This is a genomic window from Streptomyces griseus (genome assembly GCF_001715295.1).
In the GTDB taxonomy this organism is placed as follows: Bacteria; Actinomycetota; Actinomycetes; order Streptomycetales; family Streptomycetaceae; genus Streptomyces; species Streptomyces griseus_G.
Genome location: NZ_MDKB01000001.1, coordinates 1,302,121 through 1,324,743, shown reverse-complemented (window position 1 = coordinate 1,324,743; position 22,623 = coordinate 1,302,121). Strand labels below are relative to the sequence as shown.

General features: G+C 72.9%; 21 protein-coding genes and 2 pseudogenes. 8 read left to right on the top strand and 15 right to left on the bottom strand.

The features are described from left to right. The first annotated feature begins 276 nt into the window (after positions 1 to 276). Positions 277 to 792, top strand: coding sequence for a hypothetical protein (locus BA175_RS05250; RefSeq protein WP_069170014.1), 516 nt, complete (start codon positions 277 to 279; stop codon positions 790 to 792). A 96-nt stretch (positions 793 to 888) separates the two neighbouring features. Here BA175_RS05250 and BA175_RS05245 read toward each other — a convergent pair whose 3' ends face one another. Beyond that, complete coding sequence (locus tag BA175_RS05245; RefSeq protein WP_069170013.1) at positions 889 to 1,515, bottom strand: hypothetical protein; 627 nt, start codon at positions 1,513 to 1,515, stop codon at positions 889 to 891. A gap of 326 nt (positions 1,516 to 1,841) precedes the next feature. On the opposite strand from BA175_RS05245, the gene BA175_RS05240 reads away from it, so the two are divergent. Further along, entirely contained in the window at positions 1,842 to 2,504 is a 663-nt protein-coding gene (locus tag BA175_RS05240; RefSeq protein ID WP_069170012.1) for a class F sortase, read from the top strand. 61 nt (positions 2,505 to 2,565) lie between these two features. On the opposite strand, the gene BA175_RS05235 is transcribed toward BA175_RS05240, so the two are convergent. After that, a complete protein-coding gene (locus BA175_RS05235) occupies positions 2,566 to 3,411 on the bottom strand; it encodes a polysaccharide deacetylase family protein (protein ID WP_069170011.1) in 846 nt (281 codons plus the stop codon). A 166-nt stretch (positions 3,412 to 3,577) separates the two neighbouring features. Here BA175_RS05235 and BA175_RS05230 point away from each other — a divergent pair, with 166 nt between their 5' ends. Continuing rightward, positions 3,578 to 4,039 (top strand): universal stress protein, encoded by a 462-nt coding sequence (locus BA175_RS05230; protein WP_069170339.1) that lies wholly within the window; start codon positions 3,578 to 3,580, stop codon positions 4,037 to 4,039. A 36-nt stretch (positions 4,040 to 4,075) separates the two neighbouring features. On the opposite strand, the gene BA175_RS05225 is transcribed toward BA175_RS05230, so the two are convergent. Further along, positions 4,076 to 5,275, bottom strand: a complete 1,200-nt coding sequence (locus BA175_RS05225) for a CapA family protein (protein ID WP_069170010.1) — start codon at positions 5,273 to 5,275, stop codon at positions 4,076 to 4,078. A gap of 256 nt (positions 5,276 to 5,531) precedes the next feature. Between BA175_RS05225 and BA175_RS05220 the strand changes: the two genes are divergently transcribed. Beyond that, positions 5,532 to 6,101: a sigma-70 family RNA polymerase sigma factor gene (locus BA175_RS05220; protein ID WP_069170009.1), complete on the top strand. Its 570-nt coding sequence runs from the start codon at positions 5,532 to 5,534 to the stop codon at positions 6,099 to 6,101. Here the strand turns inward: BA175_RS05220 and BA175_RS05215 are convergent. Continuing rightward, positions 6,035 to 6,232 (bottom strand): zf-HC2 domain-containing protein, encoded by a 198-nt coding sequence (locus BA175_RS05215; protein ID WP_069170008.1) that lies wholly within the window; start codon positions 6,230 to 6,232, stop codon positions 6,035 to 6,037. The two genes, BA175_RS05220 and BA175_RS05215, sit on opposite strands and share 67 nt — an antisense overlap. Positions 6,233 to 6,343: 111 nt before the next feature. Between BA175_RS05215 and BA175_RS31610 the strand changes: the two are divergent. Then, a pseudogene (locus BA175_RS31610) lies at positions 6,344 to 6,860 on the top strand (hypothetical protein). A gap of 96 nt (positions 6,861 to 6,956) precedes the next feature. Here the strand turns inward: BA175_RS31610 and BA175_RS05210 are convergent. The 9 genes and pseudogenes from BA175_RS05210 to BA175_RS05170 form a co-directional block, all read right to left on the bottom strand. After that, positions 6,957 to 8,144 carry a sensor histidine kinase gene (locus BA175_RS05210; RefSeq protein WP_069170007.1) on the bottom strand — a complete coding sequence of 396 codons (1,188 nt, stop codon included), beginning with the start codon at positions 8,142 to 8,144 and terminating at the stop codon, positions 6,957 to 6,959. Beyond that, a complete protein-coding gene (locus tag BA175_RS05205; RefSeq protein ID WP_069170006.1) occupies positions 8,141 to 9,631 on the bottom strand; it encodes a sodium/solute symporter in 1,491 nt (496 codons plus the stop codon). Before BA175_RS05205 ends, BA175_RS05210 begins: the two co-directional genes overlap by 4 nt. Next, positions 9,628 to 9,990, bottom strand: a complete 363-nt coding sequence (locus BA175_RS05200) for a hypothetical protein (protein ID WP_069170005.1) — start codon at positions 9,988 to 9,990, stop codon at positions 9,628 to 9,630. The genes BA175_RS05205 and BA175_RS05200 overlap by 4 nt, the downstream gene beginning before the upstream one ends. 63 nt (positions 9,991 to 10,053) lie before the next feature. Further along, a complete protein-coding gene (locus BA175_RS05195) occupies positions 10,054 to 10,806 on the bottom strand; it encodes a LytR/AlgR family response regulator transcription factor (protein WP_069170004.1) in 753 nt (250 codons plus the stop codon). Between the two features lie 126 nt (positions 10,807 to 10,932). Continuing rightward, entirely contained in the window at positions 10,933 to 11,793 is an 861-nt protein-coding gene (locus tag BA175_RS05190) for an Fpg/Nei family DNA glycosylase (protein ID WP_069170338.1), read from the bottom strand. 60 nt (positions 11,794 to 11,853) lie between these two features. Beyond that, a pseudogene (locus BA175_RS05185) lies at positions 11,854 to 12,640 on the bottom strand (amidohydrolase family protein); the annotation flags it as partial. A 68-nt stretch (positions 12,641 to 12,708) separates the two neighbouring features. Next, positions 12,709 to 13,725, bottom strand: a complete 1,017-nt coding sequence (locus BA175_RS05180) for an aldo/keto reductase (RefSeq protein ID WP_069170003.1) — start codon at positions 13,723 to 13,725, stop codon at positions 12,709 to 12,711. Positions 13,726 to 13,863: 138 nt separating this feature from the next. Continuing rightward, positions 13,864 to 15,219, bottom strand: coding sequence for a wax ester/triacylglycerol synthase family O-acyltransferase (locus BA175_RS05175; RefSeq protein WP_069170002.1), 1,356 nt, complete (start codon positions 15,217 to 15,219; stop codon positions 13,864 to 13,866). Between the two features lie 167 nt (positions 15,220 to 15,386). Beyond that, positions 15,387 to 17,453 carry a SpoIIE family protein phosphatase gene (locus tag BA175_RS05170; protein WP_069170001.1) on the bottom strand — a complete coding sequence of 689 codons (2,067 nt, stop codon included), beginning with the start codon at positions 17,451 to 17,453 and terminating at the stop codon, positions 15,387 to 15,389. A 158-nt stretch (positions 17,454 to 17,611) separates the two neighbouring features. On the opposite strand from BA175_RS05170, the gene BA175_RS05165 reads away from it, so the two are divergent. Genes BA175_RS05165 through BA175_RS05155 form a run of 3 tightly spaced genes read left to right on the top strand, consistent with a single transcriptional unit; the run spans position 17,612 to position 20,429 of the window. Beyond that, entirely contained in the window at positions 17,612 to 18,457 is an 846-nt protein-coding gene (locus tag BA175_RS05165; protein WP_069170337.1) for a YndJ family protein, read from the top strand. After that, positions 18,454 to 18,993 carry a DUF1990 family protein gene (locus BA175_RS05160; protein WP_069170000.1) on the top strand — a complete coding sequence of 180 codons (540 nt, stop codon included), beginning with the start codon at positions 18,454 to 18,456 and terminating at the stop codon, positions 18,991 to 18,993. Before BA175_RS05165 ends, BA175_RS05160 begins: the two co-directional genes overlap by 4 nt. After that, positions 18,993 to 20,429 carry a lipase maturation factor family protein gene (locus tag BA175_RS05155; protein WP_069169999.1) on the top strand — a complete coding sequence of 479 codons (1,437 nt, stop codon included), beginning with the start codon at positions 18,993 to 18,995 and terminating at the stop codon, positions 20,427 to 20,429. Before BA175_RS05160 ends, BA175_RS05155 begins: the two co-directional genes overlap by 1 nt. Before the next feature lie 108 nt (positions 20,430 to 20,537). On the opposite strand, the gene BA175_RS31045 is transcribed toward BA175_RS05155, so the two are convergent. Together BA175_RS31045 and BA175_RS05150 are read right to left on the bottom strand one after the other, a co-directional pair. Then, positions 20,538 to 20,711, bottom strand: a complete 174-nt coding sequence (locus BA175_RS31045) for a hypothetical protein (protein WP_175420722.1) — start codon at positions 20,709 to 20,711, stop codon at positions 20,538 to 20,540. A 404-nt stretch (positions 20,712 to 21,115) separates the two neighbouring features. Continuing rightward, positions 21,116 to 22,603 carry an SDR family NAD(P)-dependent oxidoreductase gene (locus BA175_RS05150; RefSeq protein ID WP_069169998.1) on the bottom strand — a complete coding sequence of 496 codons (1,488 nt, stop codon included), beginning with the start codon at positions 22,601 to 22,603 and terminating at the stop codon, positions 21,116 to 21,118. Positions 22,604 to 22,623: the final 20 nt, after the last annotated feature.

Below are 22,623 nucleotides of genomic sequence, written 5' to 3'. Positions count from 1 at the left end.
CGTCCGCATACCGGATGTATGGGGACGTTCCGACAACGCGGCGAGGTGCCGTAACTGTCGTCGCACGCCCGCCGGGAAGTGCGGGACAGCCCTTAGCTCCGGGACACGTCCTGCCCCCGACCGGTGCGCCGGCCGGGGGAAAGGGCTGCCCCATTCGCCTGACCCCGATCGCGGACCATATGCGACACTCCTAGCGTTCCGGGCATCGAGGTGCATCTCTCACGCCGTGCGGAAACCGGTTCCGCGGCTGCTCCTCGGGGACCCGGAGGATTCACCATGCGCGCGATACGTGTCGCTCCCGTCGCTCTGCTGGGCGCCGCCGCCTGCGCCCTGATGACACCGGCCGCGTCGGCCCAGGTGCTCACCGGCGGCACGGCCACCACGTTCACGCCGACCGTCACTCCCTCGAGCGTCGCGCCGGGTGGGCGGGTCACCCTGGGCGCCGTCGGCTGCACCGGTGACGCGACCGCGTTCTCGGGCGTGTTCGACACGGTCACCATCCCGCGTGGGAAGTCGGCCACCGCCACGGTCGACCAGGGCGCGAAGCGGGGCGCCGTCTACCAGGTCACGTTCCGCTGCGGCGCCACCACGAAGACGGCCGCACTGACCATCACCGCCATCACCCCGACGACCAGTTCCACCGCTGCTCCCCGCGGAGTGCTGGGGGGACTCGGCGGCAGCATCGAACCGGTGGGCCCGGCCGAGCTCGCCGCGGGCTCCGCACTCGTGACGGCTGCCGCGGCCGGAACCTTCTTCGCCCTGCGACGGCGGCAGACGGGCCGTCAGCACTGACCGCACGACTCGCCCACCGCGCACGACGGTCGCCCCGGATCCTGTTCCAGGATCCGGGGCGACGGGCGTATCGGGCCGGGCGGGACGTCCGCCGCCTCAGGCCGCCGCATCGCTCATCCGACGACGGACGAGGAAGACGGCGCCACCCACGGCTGCCGCGGCGACGAGACCGCCGCCCACCTGCATCTCCACGCTGCTCGGACCGATGGAACCGCCGAGACCGCCCTGTGCCCCCCGGCCGGGGAGCACGGTGAAGCGGGCCGTCGCCACCCCGTCGGTCTCGTGCCCGCGGTTGCCGCGGTCCCCGCCGTCCCCTCCGGTGCCCCGGTCATCGGCCTCGCCCCGGTCACCGGCTTCGCCGCGGTCGCCGCCGTCACCGCCGCTCCCGAAGTGGTTGCCGCTCTCGTTGCACTTCACCGACAGGCTGTAGTGACCGGGGGTCGCGTTGTGCCGGATGTGCGCCGTGGCGTAGCCGACCCGGCCCGGGGACAGGTTGACCGTCGGGAACGCGTTCGACCACACCTTGCCGCCGGAGCGGCCGCAGCCCTCGGCGCTCACCTGCATGGTGGCGCCCTGGTGGACCGAGGACGGGTTGACGGTGACGTTGGTCGGAATGTTGCTCGGGTTGCTGCCCGGGCCGCCGCCCGCGACGGCCAGCGGGGCAGCGAGCCCGACCGCCGCGAATGCGGTCGCGGTCGCCGCGAGAGCGCGTGAAGCACGCATCGTTGAACCTCCAACGGGAAGCGCGCCCCGGAGCCTTGTTCTCCGGGATCAATGGACGAGGACGCATCCCATGACGAACCCTCACCACAGACCGTTGACGACGCACTTCGGTACTGCTCCACCTCGGTGAGCCGACACGCCGTCGTTCGTGTCGATCACCTGACGGACCCGCAGGTCACGGTCCGTCAGAACTTTTATCCGCTCATTACTCCGAAGAGCAGAGCCTCTCCCCGTGGGCGCCTGGTCCGCCACCCGTTCGCCCCTCTCCGATCGCCGCCCTCACGGACCGCACCTAGCCTGTGCCATGTCGTGACGAAGGGAGAACCATGGGCCGGGACCAGTGGTGCGGCGAGCGCAGAAGACGTACTCCCTGGGGGGCGATCGCCCTGGTGATGCTCACGGGCGTCGCCCTCATGCGCAACGGCGTGGACACCTCTCCCGGGCCGCCGCAGCCCGCCGCCGCGGCCTCGGTGGCCGGCCCTCAGGACCCGGCCACGGCCACCGTCACCGCCGGCGATCCGGTCCAGCCGCTCCCCTACGCCCCCGCCTCACGCGTGCAGATCCCGGCGATCCAGGTCGACGCGCCCGTGATCGACGTGAACCTGGACCCGGCCGGCTGGATCGAGGCGCCTCCCGCGCAGGACCCCAACCTCGTCGGCTGGTACCAGAACGGCATCGCTCCGGGACAGCGCGGAACGGCCGTGGTGGTCGGCCACGTCGACAACCTGGCGGGTCCCGCCGTCTTCTACGGCCTGGGCTCCCTGAGCAAGGGCCGGCAGGTGGAGGTGGAACGCTACGACGGCAGGGTGGCGGTGTTCGAGATCTACGGCGTCGAGGTCTTCCCCAAGGACGACTTCCCGGGCGCCCGGGTCTACGGAGACACCGGGTACGCCGAACTGCGGGTCATCACCTGCGGCGGCGGCTACACGAAGGCCGCCGGATACGACGGGAACGTGGTGGTCTTCGCCCGGCTCGTCGAGACGCGGTGACCGCGGCCCCTCGCCCGTCGGGGGTGCCGGCCGTGCGGGCCGGCACCCCCGACGCCCACCGTCAGCTGCGGTGCGGGACGGTCATCCGGTAGCCGTCCGCGATCAGCGCGGGCAGATACCGGCGCAGCGCCTCCACACTCTGGGACCGGTCGCCGCCCGCGTCGTGCGAGAGGACCACGACGCCGGGCGCCGCTCCCCGCTCGACCCTGCGGACGATCGTGCCGGTTCCCGGCGTCGTCCAGTCCAGGCTGTCGACGGTCCAGGCCATCGGCTCCATGCCGAGCGCCGCGCCGATCTCGAAGGAGTTCCGGTTCCAGGCGCCGTACGGGGCGCGGTACCACAGGGGTGGCGCGCCCAGCGTCCGCTCGATCACGTCGCTGGTGCGGCCCAGCTCGTCACGGATCGCGCGCCGGGAGAGACCGGGGATCAGCGGATGGGACCAGGAGTGGTTGCCGACCACGTGGCCGTCGTCCGCCATCTCGCGCAGCAGGTCACGGTGGTCGGTGGCCATCCCGCCGCAGACGAAGAACATGGCCCGGGCGCCGTACCTGCGCAGCGTGGCGAGGATGTCCGGCGTGTAGCGGGGGTCGGGACCGTCGTCGAAGCTGAGCACCATGGCGTCGTGCCCGAGCTCCGGCAGCTCCTCGAAGGGACGGGTGCGCACCGGTGGCGCCGCGGGCCGGAAGCGGGGCGCGGCGTGCCCGGTCATGGGTCTCAGCCGGTAGTCCGCGCCGCCGGCCCGTGGACGCGCCGGGGGGCCGGCGGCCGCGGCGAGCGGCTCTCCGCCAGGGCGGACGGGCGTGCGGGCCGGGTCGGCGGCGACCACGCGTACGGCGGTGGCGGCCCCGAGCGCGAGGGCGAGACGCAGGAGGGGGCGGCGCCCGACGGGAAGCTGATCATATTTCATGACCAACTGCTCGCACGGAGTCCGGTCGCGGGCCCGCCGACCACACCGGGGAAGGGGTGATGTGCACCCGATGGGGCGAGCGCCCGCGCGGCGTCCGGCGGGGCCTTGGGGCGGGCAGGTGGCCCAGGAGGTAACGCGGCCGGGGCGAGCGGCTAACCTCGTGGCCGTGACAGACCAGCAACAACACCGGTTCGAGCGCGGCACGGACGGACCCAAGGTGATCGTCGCCGGCATCGACGGGTCCGACTCCTCGATGCGCGCCGCGGCCTACGCCGCGGGCCTCGCCCGCCGCCAGAACGCGATGCTCACCCTCGTCTACGTGCAGCCGGTGCTCTCGGCCGGCGCCGCGCTGGGAGCGCCGGTGGCCGAGGCGACCGGGGAGGTCGCCGAGGGGCTGGTGAACGAGATCAGGACGGCGGCCGAGCGGCTGAAGGACACGTGGAACGTCCGGTGGGAGTTCCACACCTTCCGCGGTGACCCGTACAACGGGCTCGTGACGGCGGCGGACGAACTGAAGGCGGACGCGGTGGTGGTCGGCGCGTCGGAGTCGGCCGGGCACCGGTTCGTCGGATCGGTGGCGGTGCGGCTGGTGAAGGCCGGGCGGTGGCCGGTCACCGTCGTGCCGTGAGGCCCGCCGCCCTCGGGCCCGTCCCGCCCCGCCGGGTCACTTGCCCCTGACGAGACCGTCCTGCGCGGCGCCCCGGCTGAGCACGACGGCACTGATGCGGTCGCGGATCTCGCGGCGTCGGTCCCCGTCGCCGGCCGCCGGGTCGTCGAGGTCGGTGATGCGCCCGGCCACGGGGTCGAACCACTGGGGAAGGAATTCGGCCTTGGTGACCTTCCAGCGGCCACCGGGTTCGCCGGGTGGGGCGAAGGTGAAGCGGCCCATCGAGCTCTCGTTGCCGCGCGGGGCGGGCGCTCCCTCGTCGTCGATCATGGCGCCGGCGATCTGGTCGCCCATGCCGTAGACGATCCAGGTGCCGTTGACCTTCTCGTACGCCTGGGGGACGTGCGCGTGGGTGCCCACGATCAGGTCGATGTCCGGGCGTCCGTCGGTGGCGGAGGCCGTCAGCTCACGGCCGAGTTCGCGTTGCATGTCGTCGGGGGCCTCCTGCCACTCCGTGCCCCAGTGCAGGGAGAGGACGACGACGTCCGCGCCCGCGCGCCGGGCCTCGCGGGCGTCGGCGAGGATCCGGTCCTTGTCGATCAGGTTGACGGCCCAGGGCTGTCCCTCGGGGAGCGGGATGTCGTTGGTGCCGTAGGTGTACGCGAGGTGGGCGACCTTCGCCGCCTTCTTGCCCGTACCGGCCGTGAGCACGGCCGGACGGCGGGCCTCGGCCGCGGAGCGGGCGGAACCGGCGTGGGCGACACCCGCCCGGTCCAGCGCGTCGAGCGTGCGCCCGATGCCTTCCACACCGTCGTCCATGGAGTGGTTGGAGGCGGTGGAGCAGGAGTCGAAGCCGGTGGCACGCAAGGCCGCCGCCACCTCGGGCGGCGAGCGGAAGGAGGGATAGCCCGTGTAGGGGCCGCCCTTCTTCCCGTAGACCGTCTCCATGTGACAGATGGCCAGATCCGCACCCCTGACCAGGGGAGCGGCTCCCTTGAGCATGGGGCGGAAGTCGTAGCCGTTTCCGTCGGCGTCGGCAGCCGCGCGATCGATGACCGAGGAGTGCGGGAGGACGTCACCCGAGGCCAGCAGGGTGAAGGCGCGCGCCCCGTCCGCTCCCCCGCCTCCCGCCCCGCGATCCACGGACGGCTGCCGCCCCGCGAACCCCGGCGGCGCGGACGCCTGGCCGGTACAGGCCGTTGCGGCGAGCAGTGCGGCGACGGCGAGCACCGTGGCCGGTCGGATGTGCTGCATCATCTGCGCGACTCCTGGTTGGGATGATTTCGGCCATCCGAATACACATATATTCATACCGGTGAGTCAAGGACAAAGAGTCCGAAGTACCTGAATCGGCTGTATCGCTGCCTCTCGACCGTTCACCGCACCATTCGCCGCTCCGTGCGACCGCTCGCCGCACACCTCGGTGCACCGCCTGTTCCCCGGCCGCGCGATGCGTTCGTATACGCCAGGTGGAGCGAGGCGGCTGGGGCCTCTTCGGGAAAGGACGTGCACGATGACCACGGCGACAACCGATGAGCGGGCCCTCGTGGAACTGCAGCGGGAACACGGGCCGGCCCTGTTCCACTTCCTGCTCGGGCTGACCTTCGGTGACCGCCAGCGGGCGGAGGACCTGCTGCAGGAGACCCTGGTCCGTGCCTGGCAGCACCCCGAGGCCTTCGACGCCCCGTACGACTCGATGCGCCCCTGGCTCTTCACCGTGGCCAGGCGCCTCGCCATCGACGCCCGCAGGTCCCGACAGGCCCGGCCGCCGGAGGTCGGCGACGCGGTCCTGGAGAGTGCCCCCGCCCGGGAGAACACCGCCGAGGCCGCGGTGCGCGCGCTCGACGTGCGCGAGGCCGTGAGGACGCTGAGCCCGGAACACCGCGCGGTTCTGGTGCAGATCTACTTCCGTGGCCTGAGCGTCGGCGAGACGGCCCAGGCCCTCGGCATACCGGCGGGCACGGTCAAGTCCCGTTCGTACTACGCGCTGCGGCTGCTCTCACGCAATCTGCCCGGCTACTCCAGCAGCTCCTCCTCGTCGAGCAGCGAGAGCAGGCACACGGCGTCCGCGACCTCCACATAGGCGGCTGCGCAGGGGTCGCACCGCTGGAGGTGCCGGGCTACGGGACCACTCTCGTCCTCCGTCAGGGCGTCGAGGACGTAGGCGCCCAGCAGCCGCACGACATGGGGGCCGTCACCGCGGTCGGCGGTCATCACACCTCGTATCTCCGACGGATCCTGCCCTTCTGCCCACGCGGGGAAGGCGCCCCCGGTTCAATGCCGCGTGAACCCCCCGTGCCGAGTCGAAGGAAGAGGCGAGGCGGGATGCGTCCCGAACTTCACGACCTCACCGGAGGAGGCGGGCTGCCGGTCCCGATGGCCTGGATGTACGCCGAGTACGTCGCGGACGAGGTACTCGTGAACGGTGACCTGATGGAACCGGCGTCGCTCGAGTACCGGGCCGGGCGCGAAGCCCTCGCCCTGACCCTCTTCCTCGCCGGCGGGGCGGTGCCGCTCCCCGGTACATCGGCGGCAGGAGCGCTGTCCGCGGCCGAGGTGGACGAGCTGAGGCTGCTCACCGCCGCCGGCACGCCCTGGCGGCGGTGGGTGTGCGAGCGGCTGGACGCACGGGCCCGGGACGTGGCCGGACCCCGATCTCGCCCTGGCGCGTGCGGCGTGGCGGTGGCTGGAGGAGACCGAGCTGCCGGCGGCCGACCTGGAGGCGATCGGCACGCCGCACAGGGGACGTACTGCGGAGGAAGGGGAGGGCGAGGCTCAGGTGTGGACGCCCGCCTGGCAGCTCGGACTGCCGCTGGGCCATCTGGCGGTCCATCTCTACTGAGCCCCGGACACCGTCGGGGCGTCGGGCCGTCGGGGTGAGCCGCCGGACGCCGCCGGGAGCGCCGGGCGTCCCCTACCGCCCGGGCGCCCCGCCGCCTCACGATCCGTGGACGCCCGCACGGTACTTCGGCAGCCTCAGGGTGATCTTCATGCCGGCCCCGACCCCCGTCTCGATGACGAGCCCGTAGTCGTCCCCGTACACCTGCCGCAGCCGTTCGTCCACGTTGAGCAGCCCGATCCCGGTGGAGGGGCCGCCCTCGCCGCGCAGGATCTGCCGCAGCCGCTCCGGCTCCATCCCCGTGCCGTCGTCCTCGACGACGACCTCGGCCTCCGCCCCGGCGTCCAGTGCGCTGATGGTGATGCGGCTGCGGCGCACGGCACCCTCCAGCCCGTGCTTGACCGCGTTCTCGACCAGTGGCTGAAGGCAGAGGAACGGCAGGGAGACCGGCAGCACCTCGGGGGCGACCTGCAAGGTCACGGACAGCCGTTCGCCGAACCGGGCCCGTACGAGCGCCAGGTACTGGTCGATGGAGTGGAGTTCGTCGGCCAGCGTGGTGAACTCGCCGTGCCGGCGGAACGAGTAGCGGGTGAAGTCGGCGAACTCCAGCAGCAGTTCCCGTGCCTGCTCGGGGTCGGTGCGTACGAAGGACGCGATGGCGGCCAGCGAGTTGAAGATGAAGTGCGGCGAGATCTGGGCCCGCAGCGCCTTGATCTCGGCCTCGATGAGCTGGGTGCGGGAGCGGTCGAGCTCGGCGAGTTCCAGCTGTACGCAGACCCATCGGGCCACCTCCCCCGCCGCTCTGGCGAGCACGGCCGATTCCCGGGGGGCGTACGCCACCAGCGTGCCGTGCACCCGGTGGTCGACCGTCAGCGGGACGGCGACCGCCCAGCGGAGCGGACAGTCCAGGTCTCCGCAGTCGCTGTGGAACGCGGTGTCCCGGCCGCTGGCGAGCAGCTCCCGCACCTGGTGCATCACGTCCTTGCCGTGGTGGTCGCCCTCGCCGTCCCAGACGAGCACCCGGTCGCGGTCGGTGAGGCAGAGGGCGTCGGTCCCGAGCAGCGAGCGGAGCCTGCGGGCCGATCTGCGGGCACTCTCCTCGGTCAGTCCGGCGCGCAGGGGCGGGGCGGCCAGGGAGGCGGTGTGCAGGGTCTCGAACGTGGCGTGTTCGACCGGGGTGCCCACGTCGCTGGTACGCACCGGCCGGGCCGTGCGGCCCAGCAGGAAGCCGGTGCCGAAGAGGAGCAGGGTGAGCACGGCGACGGCGGCGATCCCGGCCCCGGTCACCGCCCGCTCCCCGAGGTCAGTGCTTCCGGCAGATGGAAGCGGGACATGGCGGCGTTGGTGCCCGGCGGTATCCGCCCCGGGGTGGCCAGGGAGACCAGGACCATCGCGAGGAAGCCGACCGGGACGGACCAGACGGCGGGCCAGGCGAGCAGGGCGTGCGGCCAGCCCGGTGGGCGGACCACGCCGCTGACCGTGATCGCCACGGACAGCAGAGCGGAGCCGCCGCCCAGCAGCAGTCCGGCGATCACGCCGGGCGGGGTGAGCCGCCGCCACCAGATACCGAGGACGAGGAGCGGGCAGAACGACGAGGCGGAGACCGCGAACGCCATGCCGACCGCGTCGGCCACCGGCACGCGGCCGACCAGCAGCGAACCGGCCAGCGGCACGGCGACGGCCAGGACGGTGGCCAGCCGGAAGTGCCGCACGCCGCGCGTGGGCAGGACGTCCTGCGTGATCACTCCGGCGACGGCCATGGTGAGCCCGGACGCCGTGGACAGGAACGCGGCGAACGCGCCGCCCGCGACGAGCGCGCCGAGCAGGTCCCCGCCGAGGCCGCCGATCACCCGGGCGGGCAGCAGCAGCACGGCGGCGTCGGAGTCGCCTCCGTGGATGAGTTCGGGGGCGTAGAGCCTGCCCAGCGCTCCGTACACCGGCGGCAGCAGGTAGAACGTGCCGACCAGGGCGAGGACCGCGACGGTCGTCCGGCGGGCGTCGCGGCCGTTGGGGCTGGTGTAGAAGCGCACCACGACGTGCGGCAGGCCCATGGTGCCGAGGAAGGTGGCCACGATCAGGCCGTACGTCGCGTAGAGCGGGTGGTCGGCGCGGAAGGCGGACACCTGGTCGTCGAAGCTGACGCGTGGCTGTCCGTCGCCGCGCCAGGCCAGCACCAGGAAGATCGCGGGGACCAGGAGCGCGGTGAGCTTCAGCCAGTACTGGAAGACCTGGACGAAGGTGATCGAGCGCATCCCGCCGGCCGCGACGGCGATCACCACGACCGAGGCGACGAGGGCGTCGCCGAGCCACCCCGGCGCTCCGGTGAGGATCTTCAGGGTGAGTCCGGCGCCCTGGAGCTGCGGGACGAGGTAGAGCCAGCCCGCGCCGACCACGAACACGCTGACCAGCCGGCGCACCTGCCGCGACTCCAGGCGCCCTTCGGCGAAGTCGGGCAGGGTGTACGCCCCCGAGCGGCGCAGCGGGGCCGCGACGAAGACCAGCAGCACGAGGTATCCGGCGGTGTAGCCGACCGGGTACCAGAGCATGTCGGGGCCGTGCACGAGGACCAGCCCGGCGATGCCGAGGAAGGAGGCCGCGGAGAGGTACTCACCGCTGATCGCCGCCGCGTTGAGCCGGGGCCGCACGGTGCGGGAGGCGACGTAGAAGTCGGAGGTGGTGCGGGAGATCCGCAGGCCGAAGCCGCCGACGAGAACGGTGGTGAGGACGACGAGGGCGACCGCCACCACCGATGCCGGATGGCCTGGGGTGCTCACGGTGCGGGACGGCCTTCCACGAGTCTGGCGAAGTCGCGCTCGTTGCGTTCCGCCCGGCGTACGTACCACCAGGCGGTCAGGGTGAGCGGCGGACAGGTGGCGAAGCCGAGCACCGCCCAGACGACGGCGTTGCTGTGCAGGGCCTCGAAGACCAGGGGCAGGGTGCCGGCCACCAGGGCGAGCACGGTGAAGGCGGTGAGGCCGGCGCGGAGCTGACTGCGCATCAGCGAGCGCACGTAGGCGCCGCCGAGGGCGGTCTGCTCGTCGATCTCCGACTGGGCACGGTAGCGGGGCAGCGGACGCACCCGTCGCGGCTCCCCCGTGACCACTTCGCGCCGGGGGGTGCTCTCTGCGGACATGGGCTCGGAGTGTAGGCGGCGCGGGGGCCGCCTGGGAAGGGGTGTGGATGGGGTAGGCGCAGGTCAGCGGCCGGTCTGCCGCATCAGGAGATCACGCAGGGCGCGGGTGTGACGACGGCTGACCGCGAGTTCCGCCTCCCCGATGCGGACGCTCATGCTGCCCGCGTCGAGCCGCAGCTCGTCGATGCGGTGCAGCGCGACGAGATGGCGGCGGTGGATGCGTACGAAGCCCCGGGAACGCCAGCGCTCCTCCAGGGTGGTGAGCGGAATCCGGACGAGGTGGCTGCCGGTGGCGGTGTGCAGCCGGGCGTAGTCGCCCTGCGCCTCGGCGTACGCGATGTCCTCGACCGCGACGAACCGGATCACCCCGGCGAGCTCGACAGCGATCTGGTCGGCGGCCGTGTCGTGGACGGGCGCGGAGCGCTCACCGACCTGCTCGGCGACGCGGCGGACGGCTTCGGCCAGGCGCTCGCGGCGGACGGGTTTGAGGACGTAGTCGACGGCCTTGAGGTCGAACGCGTGCACGGCGAAGCCCTCGTGGGCGGTGACGAAGACGATGAGCGGCGGCTCGGCGAACCCGGCCAGGAGCTGCGCCACGTCGAGTCCGGTGAGGCCGGCCATGTGGATGTCCAGGAAGACGACGTCGATGGCCGAGGGATCCTCCGGCCCGGCGTCGACGGCACCGCCGATGCGGCGCAGCGCCTCGGTGGCCCCCGAGGCCCCTTCTGCGCTCCTGACGCGGGGGTCGGCGCGCAGGAGGTAGAGGAGTTCCTCCAGGGCGGGCTCTTCGTCGTCGACGGCCAGTACACGCAGCATGAGGCCGGAGTGTAGGGCTTACCGGGCTCGGTGGTTCCGGGGGTCCACGGGGCCATCGCGTACCGGGGGTGGGGCATGCACCCACAGGACTCGGCCAGGGCTCCGGCGCCGCCGTCAGCCGGCCGGCTACTTGAGCAGGCGGGACAGGCGGCGGTCGGCGAGGGGCTTGCCGCCGGTCTGGCACGTGGGGCAGTACTGCAGGGAGGAGTCGCTGAACGAGACCTCCAGGACGGTGTCGCCGCAGACGGGACAGGGCTGTCCGGCGCGGCCGTGGACGCGCATGCCGCTCTTCTTCTCGGCCTTGAGCTTTCCGGCCGCGACGCCCCGTGAGCGTTCCACGGCGTCCTGGAGGGTGGTGCGCAGGGCCGTGTACAGGTGGGTGATGTCGTCCTCGCCGAGACCGGTGGTCAGCTTGAAGGGCGACATCTTCGCGACGTGCAGGATCTCGTCGCTGTAGGCGTTGCCGATGCCCGCGATCAACGACTGGTCCCGCAGGGCTCCCTTGATCTGGCGGCTCACCCCGCCCAGCAGCCGGGCGAAGGTCTCCCGGTCGAACGAGTCGGCCAGGGGGTCGGGCCCGAGGCGTGCGACGCCGGGCACCTCCGCCGGGTCGTGCACCAGATGGACGGCGAGGCGCTTGGTGGTACCCCTCTCGGTCAGGTCGAAGCCGTCGCCGCCCGTGAGGACCGTACGCAGGGCGAGGGGGCCCTTGCCCGGCCGCGGCGGCGTCGCGGGGAAGTCGTCCCTCCACTGCAGCCAGCCGGCCCGGGCCAGGTGGACGAGCAGGTGGAGGTCTCCGGCCGCGATGTCCAGGAACTTGCCGTGGCGGGCCACAGAGGTGACGGTCGCGCCCTCCAGGGCGGTGACCGGCGGGTCGTACGTCTTGAGGACACTGATCGCGAGGGGCAGGACGCGGGCGATCTCCTTCCCGACGAGGTGGTCGTCGAGGAAGTCCCGCAGGGCTTCGACTTCCGGCAGTTCGGGCATGACCCCAGCCTGCCGCAGCGGCCCGCCGGATGCCTGCCGGACGGCGCGGATCCAGGTCGTCCGCAGGCCGTGGACGCGCCGGGCGGTGCCCGCGAAGACGGACCGCAGTTCCTCCTCGCCGAGGCGCCCGGTGAGCGCCCGCGCAGCCTCGAGGACGCCGGCGCTCGGAGCGGCGAGCAGGCACACCGGCCAGTCGGACCCGAACATCAGCCGTCCGGGGCCGAAGGCGTCGATCACGATGCCGGCGAACGGGCGCAGGTCATGGACGGTCCAGGAGCGCGGGGTCGGCCTCGGTGACCAGGCCGGAGAGTGTGCAGACGGTGTGGGGGGAGTGCGGCCAGGGCCCGCAGTCCGGCGGACCACGGCCGCGTTCGCCGCCGGGCCACCGGCGGTTTGCCCGCGTGGTCGAGGACGAACGTGAGCCCTGGCACGAGCGCCGCGGCACGGGCGGCGGCAGGCAGGTGCAGCGGACGGACGAACAGGTCGTAGGCGAGGCCTGCGGCGGCGACGGCCCCGAGTCCGCGCAGGACGTCGGGGCGCAGCAGCCACTCGGGGTCGGGCTCGTTCCGGACCTGGTGGGCGGATACCGGCCCGCCGGTCGCCACCGGACAGGCACCGCAAACCGGCGAGGGTGTCGGCGATGTCCGGCGCGGTGAGGTCGGTCCGGCCGACGACGCCGGCGACGAGATCGTGGGCCGCGGCGAGGGCGAGGAGTTCCGGGGGTCTCCTCGGGGGTGGTGGCGGTCTGCACGAGCACGGTGGCTTCCACACCTGCGGCGCGGGTCTCGGGCTCCAGTTCGGCGAGGGTGAAGGTGCGGCGGACGGGGGCGAGTTGTGCGCCCCTGATTCAGTCCTGGTCGCGTACGGCGAGGTCCCGGGCGTGGTGATGGGCGTCGACGACAGGCACCGACTGCGTCATGCGCCGGTTCCCGGGCCGCCGTCCGCCGCAGGAAGGGACCGGTCGTCCAGGAGCCCTTCGGCGCGCAGATCGTCCCAGAGTGCCTCGGGCACGGGCCTGCGGAGCAGGGCGGCGGCGTCGCGTACCTCGTCGGCGGAGCGGAGGCCGACCAGGACGCCCGCGACGGACGGGTGGCGCAGCGGGAAGTGGAGCGCGGCGGCCCGCAGCGGGACGCCGTGCCGCTCCGTCACGGCCCGCACGCGCAGGGCCCGGTCGATCAGGTGGGCGGGGGCCGCGGCGTAGTCGTACGTCGCTCCGGGGCGGGGGTCGGCGAGCAGTCCGGAGTTGAAGACGCCTCCGACGACGACGCTGCGTCCCCGCGCCGCGGCCTCGGGCAGCAGCGTGTCCAGGGCGCTCCCGTCCAGGAGCGTGAAGCGGCCGGCGCAGAGGACGACGTCGACGTCGGTGTCGCGCACGAAGCGGGTGAGCATCGCGGTCCGGTTCATGCCGGCGCCGATGGCGCCGACCGTGCCTTCGGCGCGGAGCTGCTCCAGCGCCGGGTACCCCTCCCGGAAGGCGGCCTCCTCATGGTCGTCGGGGTCGTGCAGATAGACGACGTCGACGCGGTCGAGGCCGAGCCGTTCGAGGCTCTCCTCGATGCTCCGGCGGATGCCGTCCCCGCTGAAGTCCCAACGGCGGCGGTGGGTGTGGGGCACGTCGAACCCCTCCGAGAGCCCGCCGGACGCCGTCGCCTCGGCCGCCGTGAGGGGCTCGAGCAGCCGGCCCGCCTTCGTCGACACCGTGTAACTGTCCCTGGGGCGGGCGCGCAGGGCCTCACCGAGGCGGCGTTCGGACAGCCCGGTCCCGTAGTGCGGGGCCGTGTCGAAGTGGCGGACACCCTCCTCCCAGGCCGCGTCGACTGCGGCGGCGGCCTGCCCGGGTCCGACCCGGGTGAAGAGGTTGCCTATGGCCGACGCTCCGAAGGAGAGCGCGGTGATCTCCACCGCGCTGCGCCCGAGCCTGTTGCGCTCCATGCCTGTGCCGCCCCCGCCGGTGGTCGTCCCTCGTCGGACAGAATATTCATCGGATCACTCGGGGCCGTCAAGCCGGCCCGCACGGGCGACAGCCGGGAAAGGGCGGCGATCAGTCCGATCTCTGGCGCGGAAAAGCCCTCAGGCCGGAGCCGGCACCGAGGGGACGAGTGCGCCGAGGGCACACAACTCGTCGTGGACCGCGGCCGCCAGCCGGCCGAGATCCGGCAGTGCCTCGCCGTCGGCCACGAGACCGACCTGCACCTGCCCGCCGTACGGGGACAGGGCGATCGCCAGCGACTGCCCCCGGGCGAGCGGCGCCATCGGGTAGACGGCCCGTAGCGGGCAGCCGCCGAGCGAGAGTGCCGAGCGCGGCAGGGGCACGCTGGTGACCAGGACGTCGAAGAGCATCCGGGCCGCGTTCCCGGCCAGCGGCGCGCCGAACCGGTGGGCCAGCGCGGGCAGCTGGTCGGCGAGTACGGCGACGGCGCCCGCACCGCGCATCGGGCCCGCCGCCTTGTTGCGGTCCATGGCGGTGCGCACCAGCCGCAGCCGCTCCCGGGCGTCGGGCTCACCCACCGGGAGGGCGAGCAGGTACGCGGAGAGCCGGTTGCCGCCGGCCGCGCCGCCCGGTCTGCGCCGGGAGACGGGCACCAGCGCGCGCGGGTCCGCGCCGGGGAGCCGCTCGCCGCGTTCGAGCAGCCAGCGGCGCAGTGCTCCGGCGACCACCGCGAGCAGCACGTCGTTGCCGGTGCCGCCCTCCGCGCGCCGGATCCGCTGAACCGTTCCGGCGTCGAGGTCCACGGTGGCCATGCGCCGGGTACCGCTGGAATGCGCGGTCAGGGCGGTCGTACCGCGCAGGTCGAGGCGGCTGGCCCGGACGACGGAGGCGCCGACGCCGAGCGCCCGGCCGACGCCCCCGATCCGGTCCAGCGCCATGCCCGCCACCTCGGACGGTCCGGGCAGCCGGGGGCGCGGGGACAGCGATACCCGGCGGCCCGCCGCGCGGCCGGTGCCCGCCGGGGCGATCTGATCGAAGATGCCGGCGCCGATGGCGACGGCCCGCATCCCGTCCGCGAGGGCGTGGTGCAGTTTGACGAGCACCGCGAACGGCCCGCCCCCGGGGCTGTCGAGCAGATACATCTGCCATGGCGGCCGGCCCCGCCCGAGGGGCTGTTCCATGAGTTCACCGGCGAGCCGGGTGGCCTCGGTCATGAAGTCGCCGCCGTCGAGCACCACCCGCTTGACGTGCCGGTGCACGTCGAAGTCCTTGTCGGCGACCCAGGCCGCTCCGCCCACCGGCAGCAGTACGTCGCGCACCCGCATCCGCAGGCGCGGAACGGCGGCGGCGCGGGCACCGAGCAGTTCCAGCAGGTCCCGCGGGGCGACCGGGGGCACCGGGGAGAAGACGGCGAGCGCGCCGAGGTGCATCGGGTGGGTGTCGGTCTCGAGGTGCCAGAAAGCCAGATCAAGGGGTGCCAGTAGCTCGGTACTCAACGGGGCCTCGCGTCATCGACGGGAGAACTGCGGGATCGCAGTCAATCCTGATGGTCGGTTACGGACAAGCACGGACATGCTACGTACTGTCGAACTCAGGCGCGCGCAGGCGGGCACGTCGGCGGCATCCGGCCCGGCCGCACCCGGCGGGGCGGGTCCGGGACCGCTCAGAAGCGGTCCGGGAGGACGAACTCGCACCACACGCTCTTGCCGTTGCCGCGTGACTCCACTCCCCAGGTGTCGGCCAGCCGGTCGACGAGCATGAGGCCCCGGCCCGAGACGCCGGAGTCGCCCGCGTCCCTCCGGCGCGGCAGGGCGCTGGACCGGTCCTCCACGTCGACCCGCAGACGCCGCCCGGAGCCGGTGAGCATCCGGATCGTGACGATCGCGCCGCCGTCGGTGTGGATGAGCGCGTTGGTGATCAGCTCGTCCGCCGCCAGCTCGACCTCGTCCGCGCGGTCCTTCGCGCCCCAGGCGCGCACCGCCGCCCGGATCATGTGGCGGGACGAGGTCAGGGCCTCCGGGTCGTTCTGCGCGACGTGCTGCTGGAGCCGGCCGCCCGGATGGGGCGGGTAGGCGGCGCTGCGGCGCAGCAGGAGCACCGCCACGTCGTCGTCGCCACCGCGCTCGTCGACGACCTCGCAGAGCCGGTCGGCCAGCCGCTGGAGGTCCTGCGGCCCCTCGCTCACCATCGCCGTCAGCAGCCTCATGCCCTCGTCGAAGTCCTCGCCCGGCAGTTCCACCAGCCCGTCTGTGTACAGCACGACGGTCTGGCCGGGGTCGAGGTCCACGGTGTTGACGGGGTATTCCAGCTGCCCGAACTCGGCGGAGAGCCCCAGCGGCAGCCCGCCTTCGGTGGTCAGCCTGCGGCAGCTTCCGTCGGCCTCCCGTACGAGCGGTTCCACGTGCCCGGCGCGTACCAGTTGCAGCACCCCGGTGGTGGGGTCCACCTCGGCGTAGGTGCAGGTGGCAAAGCGCTCGGTGTCGAGTTCGTGGAGGAAGACGGAGGCCCTGGCCATGACCGTGGCGGGACTGTGCCCCTCGGCGGCGTACGCACGCAGCACGATGCGCAGCTGTCCCATGACGGCCGCGGCGTGAGTGTCATGGCCCTGCACGTCACCGATGACGGCCCCGACGCGGCCGTTGGGCAGCGGAATGATGTCGTACCAGTCGCCGCCGATGTCCCGCCCCAGTCGCGCCGAGCGGTAGCGGAAGGCGACCTGGGCGCCGGCCACCTCGGGGATCCGGCGCGGGAGCATCGCCTGCTGGAGGCCTTGGGCGAGATCGTGCTCCTGCTCGTAGAGCATGGCCCGCTGAAGGCTCTGGGCGATCGAACTGCCGAGCGCCACCAGGAGGTTGCGCTCGTCGGCCGTGAAGCCCGCCTTGTTGCCGTAGAGCAGGCCGAGCGCGCCGATCGGACGGGCCTGGGCGATGAGCGGCAGATAGGCGGCGGCGGTGATGCCGAGATGGCTGATGTGGGGCCACAGGACGGGGTACGAGGCCGCGAAGTCCTCGGCCGACTCGATGAAGCGGGGTGTGAGGGTGCGGATCACCTCGCTCATCGGGTAGTCCTCGTCCGTGCGGGTGAACCGGGTGCCGGGTACGTAGGCCCCCTCGGGGCCGTCCGCCACCAGGTGGATGCGCCCGGACTCCAGCAGGCCCATGACGAGGCTGGTGGCGCCCAGGTGTGCCAGCCCCTGGGAGTTCTTCAGCACGTCGGTGACGTCCTGGACGGTGCGCGCGTGAGCCAGGGCGGCGGTGGTGCCCTCGACCAGGCTGGTACGGCGCCGGCGTTCCTCGTCCACGGTCCGGCGGGCGGTGGAGTCGGCGAGCTCCTGGGTCGCGTCGCGGACGATCCCGATGATGCGGCGGGGCCTGCCGGTGCCGTCGCGGCGGATGAAGCCTTGGGTGTGGGTCCAGCACAGGGTCCCGTCGCTCCGGGTCCTGCGGAAGTAGGCGCCGTAGTCGTTGCGGCCGCCCTTGAGCGCCTCGGAGACCAGGTGGTCCAGCCGCACCGCCTCGTCGGCCGGGACGCGCAGGGCGAGGGACGTGGGGCGCTTGTCGTACTCGCCGGGGCGCAGGTCGAACACCTCGAGGGCGGGCTCGTCCATGTGCAGGAGGCCACTGTCCAGATCCCAGTCGAAGCTGCCCATGCGGTTCAGGGCGAGGCTGAGGTCCGGGTGGGCGGGCCAGTCGTCCGGCAGTGACGGGGTACCCGCTACCCGATCATCCATGTGCGCCACTCTGCCACCATTCATCCCATTGTTCGACCGAGCCGCCTGACTTGAACGTGTTCAAGTCAGGCTCTACCCTGAGGGAGGCGACTATTGAACGTGTTCAGTTTCCCGTGGAGGTACGGGAGCGGCGCGGGACGACGCGGGGGTGGGGCACGGTGTCCGTGCTGGTGGGACTGATCGTGATGCTCGGCATGCTGGTGGTCGTACCGATGGGCCTCGGGCTCGTCGGCGATCCCGCACTCGGCCGGATACGGCGCCTGTGGCCGTACTTCGCGGTGCCGGGTGCCGTGTCCCTCTGGCTGCCGCGCGGAGGCGCCGCTGCCGCACTCGCCCTCTGTTACGCCCTGGGTACGGTACTTCTGGCCGCGCACGCTCCGCTCCGCGTGGCGAGGACCCGCAGCGCGCGACCGGCGGAGATCGCGCTCCTGACGGCCCTGGCCACCCCGTCGGTCGCCGCGCTCGCCCTCGTCGCCGAGCGCTCGGGCCACGAACTCTTCGGCTTCGGGCTGGGGATCCTCGCCCTGACCGTGCCGCACTTCCACTTCGCCGGCTTCGCCGCCGCACTCGTCGCGGGCCTGGTCTGCCGTGCCGGGGACGGGGCGGGGGGCCGGTTCGCCGCCCTGAGCGTGCCGCTGGGCACCCTCCTGGTCCTCGGCGGCTACTTCGTGGGGGACACGGCCGAGCTGGCGGGCGCCGTCGTACTCACCGCGGGGATGTGGGCGGTCGCCCTGCTGACCTGGCGCACGGCACGCGCCGGCGGCCCGGACCGCCCCGCCCGGGCGCTGCTCACCGCGTCGGCCGCCGTCCTCGTGGTCACCATGGTGCTGGCGCTGAGCTGGGCGCTCGGCGAGGCCACCGGACTCCCCCACCCCACCCTGACCTGGATGGCCGCCACGCACGGACTGGGCAACGCGCTGGGCTTCGCCCTCTGCTCGCTGCTCGCCTGGCGCCGTCTCCACCACCCCGCCCCCTCCGCACCCTCGGAAAGCAGGACCGCATGAGCAACCTGACCTACCCGGAAGTCGGCGCGACCCGTCTCGGGCCGCTGCCCGAGGGTTATCACCACCTGCGCCACCGGACCGCGGTCGGCCGCGGCCGGGCGGCCTTCGAGACAGCGGGCGCCGCCGTCACCGAGTGGCGCATGCACCGTGCCACCGGGGCCCGGGTGAACGCGTCGGCCGAGCGGGCCTCGGCCGGAGGCACCGTCGAGGTGTCGATCGGCGCCGGGCCGCTGCGCTTCACCGCCGCCTGCGAGGTCGTCTGGACCGCGTACGAGCACAACCGCACCGGCTTCGCCTACGGCACCCGGGCGCGGCATCCCGAATGCGGGGAGGAGAGCTTCGTCGTGGAGCTCGCGGACGACGGGACGGTGTGGTTCACGGTCACGGCGTTCTCCCGCCCCCACATCTGGTACACGCGCCTGGCGGGCCCCGTGGTGCCGGTGGTCCAGCGGTGGTACGCCCGCCGGCTCGGCAGGTCGCTGCGCCGGGCCGTGTCGGCGGCGCAGGGGACGGGCGATGCTGATACTGGTCGGTGATGGACTGGTTCACCGCGGACGGCTACTGGCTGAGCAGGCTGGTCTTCCAGCGCTCGCTCGCCGTCGTCTACCTGGTCGCGTTCCTCTCCGCGGCCCTGCAGTTCCGGGCGCTGATCGGCGCTCGGGGCATGCTCCCCGTGCCCGAGCTGCTGAGCCGCACCCCCTGGCGGTCGGCGCCCGGGCTGTTCCGGCTGCACTACTCCGACCGCTTCTTCGCCCTGGTGGCCTGGACGGGCGCCGCCGTCTCGGCCGCTCTCGCCGCCGGCGTGGACGGGTACCTGCCGCTCTGGGGGGCGATGGCGCTGTGGGCGGTGCCGTGGGTTCTGTACCTCTCGATCGTCCAGGTGGGCCAGGTCTGGTACGGCTTCGGCTGGGAGTCCCTCCTTCTGGAGACCGGCTTCCTCGCGGTCTTCCTCGGCAACGGGGAGACGGCCGCCCCCGTCCTGGTGCTGTGGCTGTTGCGATGGCTGCTCTTCCGGCTGGAGTTCGGTGCCGGGCTCATCAAGATCCGCGGGGACGCGTGCTGGCGGCGGCTGACCTGCCTCGACTTCCACCACGAGACCCAGCCGATGCCGGGGCCGCTCAGCTGGTTCTTCCACCGGCTGCCGAAACCGGCGCACCGGGTCGAGGTGGCCGCCAACCACGTGACCCAGCTCGCGGTGCCCTTCCTCCTGTTCACCCCGCAACCGGTGGCGAGCGCGGCGGCGGGCCTGATGGCGATCACCCAGCTCTGGCTGGTGCTGTCGGGGAACTTCGCCTGGCTGAACTGGCTGACCGTCGTCATCGCCCTCTCGGTGATCGACTGGTCCCCCCTGGCCGGCCCCGCGCCCACGGCCGCCGCCCCGCCTATCTGGTACGAGGTGGTGGTCGTCGCGGTCACCGCCCTCGTCCTGCTCCTGAGCTACCGGCCCGCCCGCAATCTCCTCTCCCGCCGGCAGGTGATGAACCGGTCGTTCGACCCGCTGCACCTGGTCAACACCTACGGGGCGTTCGGCAGCGTCAGCCGGGTGCGACTGGAGGTCGTGGTCGAGGGCACCGACGAACCGGTCGTCCACGCGGGCACCAGGTGGCGCGAGTACGGTTTCCGCGGCAAACCCGGAGATCCACGCAGGTTGCCCCGCCAGTTCGCCCCGTACCACCTGCGGCTCGACTGGATGATGTGGTTCGCGGCGCTCTCCCCCGCGTACGCCCACTCCTGGTTCGGGCCCTTCGTCGAACGGCTGCTCCTGGGCGACCGGGACACCCTGCGGCTGCTGCGCCACAACCCGTTCCCGGACGCCCCACCGATCCACGTACGGGCCAGGGTCTTCCACTACACGTTCACGGACCTGCGGGAGCTGAGGGCCACGGGACGCTGGTGGAACCGGACCTACGTGCGGGACTTCATGCGGCCCGCGTCCCTGCCGGCCTCACTCCGGCGGCCAGGCCCGCCCTGACGACGGCGCGGGCGTGACCACGGCTCGGGCCCCGGGCAGGACGACGGCTCCGGCCCCCGCCGATGCGGGGTGCGGGAGCTCGGTTCGTGCGACGCGGGGCGGGAGCGGTCAGTCGATGCCGGGCAGGATGTGGGGCTCGGCCAGATCGTCCTCGTAGCCGGCGAGCCGGATCGGCGCCGACCGTGCCCAGACCTCGATGTTGCGGAGCTTCTCGGGCCGGCGGGGCCGCTCCACGGTCAGTTCGGCCGGGCGCTGCTCGCTCTGTGTCATCTCAGGTGTCACCGCGGACTCCTTATGTGTCGCGTAACCCCGGGGCGGTGGCGACGCTGCGGCGGTGAGAACCGTGTATCGCCCACCCTTTACGGGGCAGGGGCTGAAACAGTTCGGTCGCGGTGGCGCCGGTACGGGGCGGGACGGCGGCCTGCTTACAGACCCGTCCCAGGACGGCCGAGGAAGTTTCGTGGATCCCTTGGTGGCGTCCGTTCCGTTCAGAGTAGCCAAATGAGCGGCATCCCGCTCGACGGAACGTGTGTCCTGGGTCACTTTCAGCCAGCGGGCTCACCGGCCACCGCTCGATCACGCGCCCCTCGGACCACGGCGGCCCCGGATAACCGGGCCGGGGCCCTACAGCCGCGGCGGCGGCCCGTGGGGACGGGCCGCCGCCGCGGCGGCGGGCGGGCCGGAGTTCACCAGCCGGCAGGCGCGTAGTCCTTGAGGAAGCAGCCGTACAGGTCCTCGCCCGCTTCGCCGCGCACGATCGGGTCGTAGACGCGGGCGGCGCCGTCGACGAGGTCGAGCGGGGCGTGGAAACCCTCCTCCGCGAGGCGGATCTTGTCCGGGTGAGGGCGCTCGTCCGTGATCCAGCCGGTGTCGACGGCCGTCATGAGGATGCGGTCCTTCTCGAACATCTCCTGGGCGCTCGTGCGGGTCAGCATGTTCAGCGCGGCCTTGGCCATGTTGGTGTGCGGGTGTCCCGCCCCCTTGTACCCGCGGCTGAACACGCCCTCCATGGCGGAGACGTTCACGACGTAGGCGCGTTCGGCAGCCCGCGCCATCGCCGGGCGGAGCCGGCTGATCAGGATGAAGGGGGCCGTGGAGTTGCAGAGCTGGACCTCGAGGAGCTCGATCGGCTCGACCTCCTCGACGGTCTGGATCCAGCTGTTCGTGTCGTGCAGGTCCGGCACCAGGCCGCCCGCGTCGATCGCCGTGCCGGCGGCGATACGGGCCGGTGAGGCGGATCCCGTGACCAGCGCGAGGTCGGTGACGTCCTGGGCGCTGAGCCCCTGGCCCTCCTTGCGGGCGGCCGGCAGGGCGGCGACCCGGTCGACGGTGCCGCTGCCGAACGTCCCGATGACCTCGGAGGCCGGCAGTTCACCCGCGGGCAGCGGGGCGGATTCCGCGTTCAGCAGCTCGCTGTAGGCCTGCGCGGAGCGGCGGACGGTCTGTGCGGCGTTGTTGATCAGGATGTCCAGCGGCCCCTCGGCGGCGACCGAGTCGGCCAGTGCCACCACCTGGGCGGGGTCGCGCAGGTCGATCCCGACGATCTTGAGCCGGTGGATCCACTCGTCGCTGTCCGGCATCGCCTTGAAACGGCGGATGGCGTCGTTGGGGAAGCGGGTGGTGATCGTCGTGTGGGCGCCGTCACGCAGCAGCCGCAGCGCGATGTACATGCCGATCTTGGCCCGGCCGCCGGTGAGCAGCGCCCGGCGCCCGGTGAGGTCGGTGCGGGCGTCGCGGCGGGCGCGGTTCTCCCGGGCGCACGTCGGGCAGAGCTGGTGGTAGAAGGCGTCGACCTCGACGTACCGGGTCTTGCAGATGTAGCAGGACCTGGGGCGCTGGAGTATGCCCGCGATCTCGGCGGTGGCCGAGGACGAGGGCAGTACGCCCTGGGTCTCGTCGTCGATGCGCTCGGCGGAGCCGGTCGCGGTCGCCTCGGTGACCGCCTTGTCGTGGGCGGTCTTCGCGGCGCGGCGCTCCTGGCGTCGGCGCTGCTTCACCGTGCGGTAGATGCCCGCGGTGGCCCGGCGCACGGCGATGGCGTCGGGGTGGTCGACCTCGATGGTGTCCAGTTCGTCGAGGACGCCGAGGCAGACGGCAAGCCGCTCCGGGTCGATTCCGGGACCGAACTCGTCGATTCCGGGAGCGCGCTCAGGGCTGTCCTGTGTCACCGTCATTGCCGTTCCTCTGTCACTCG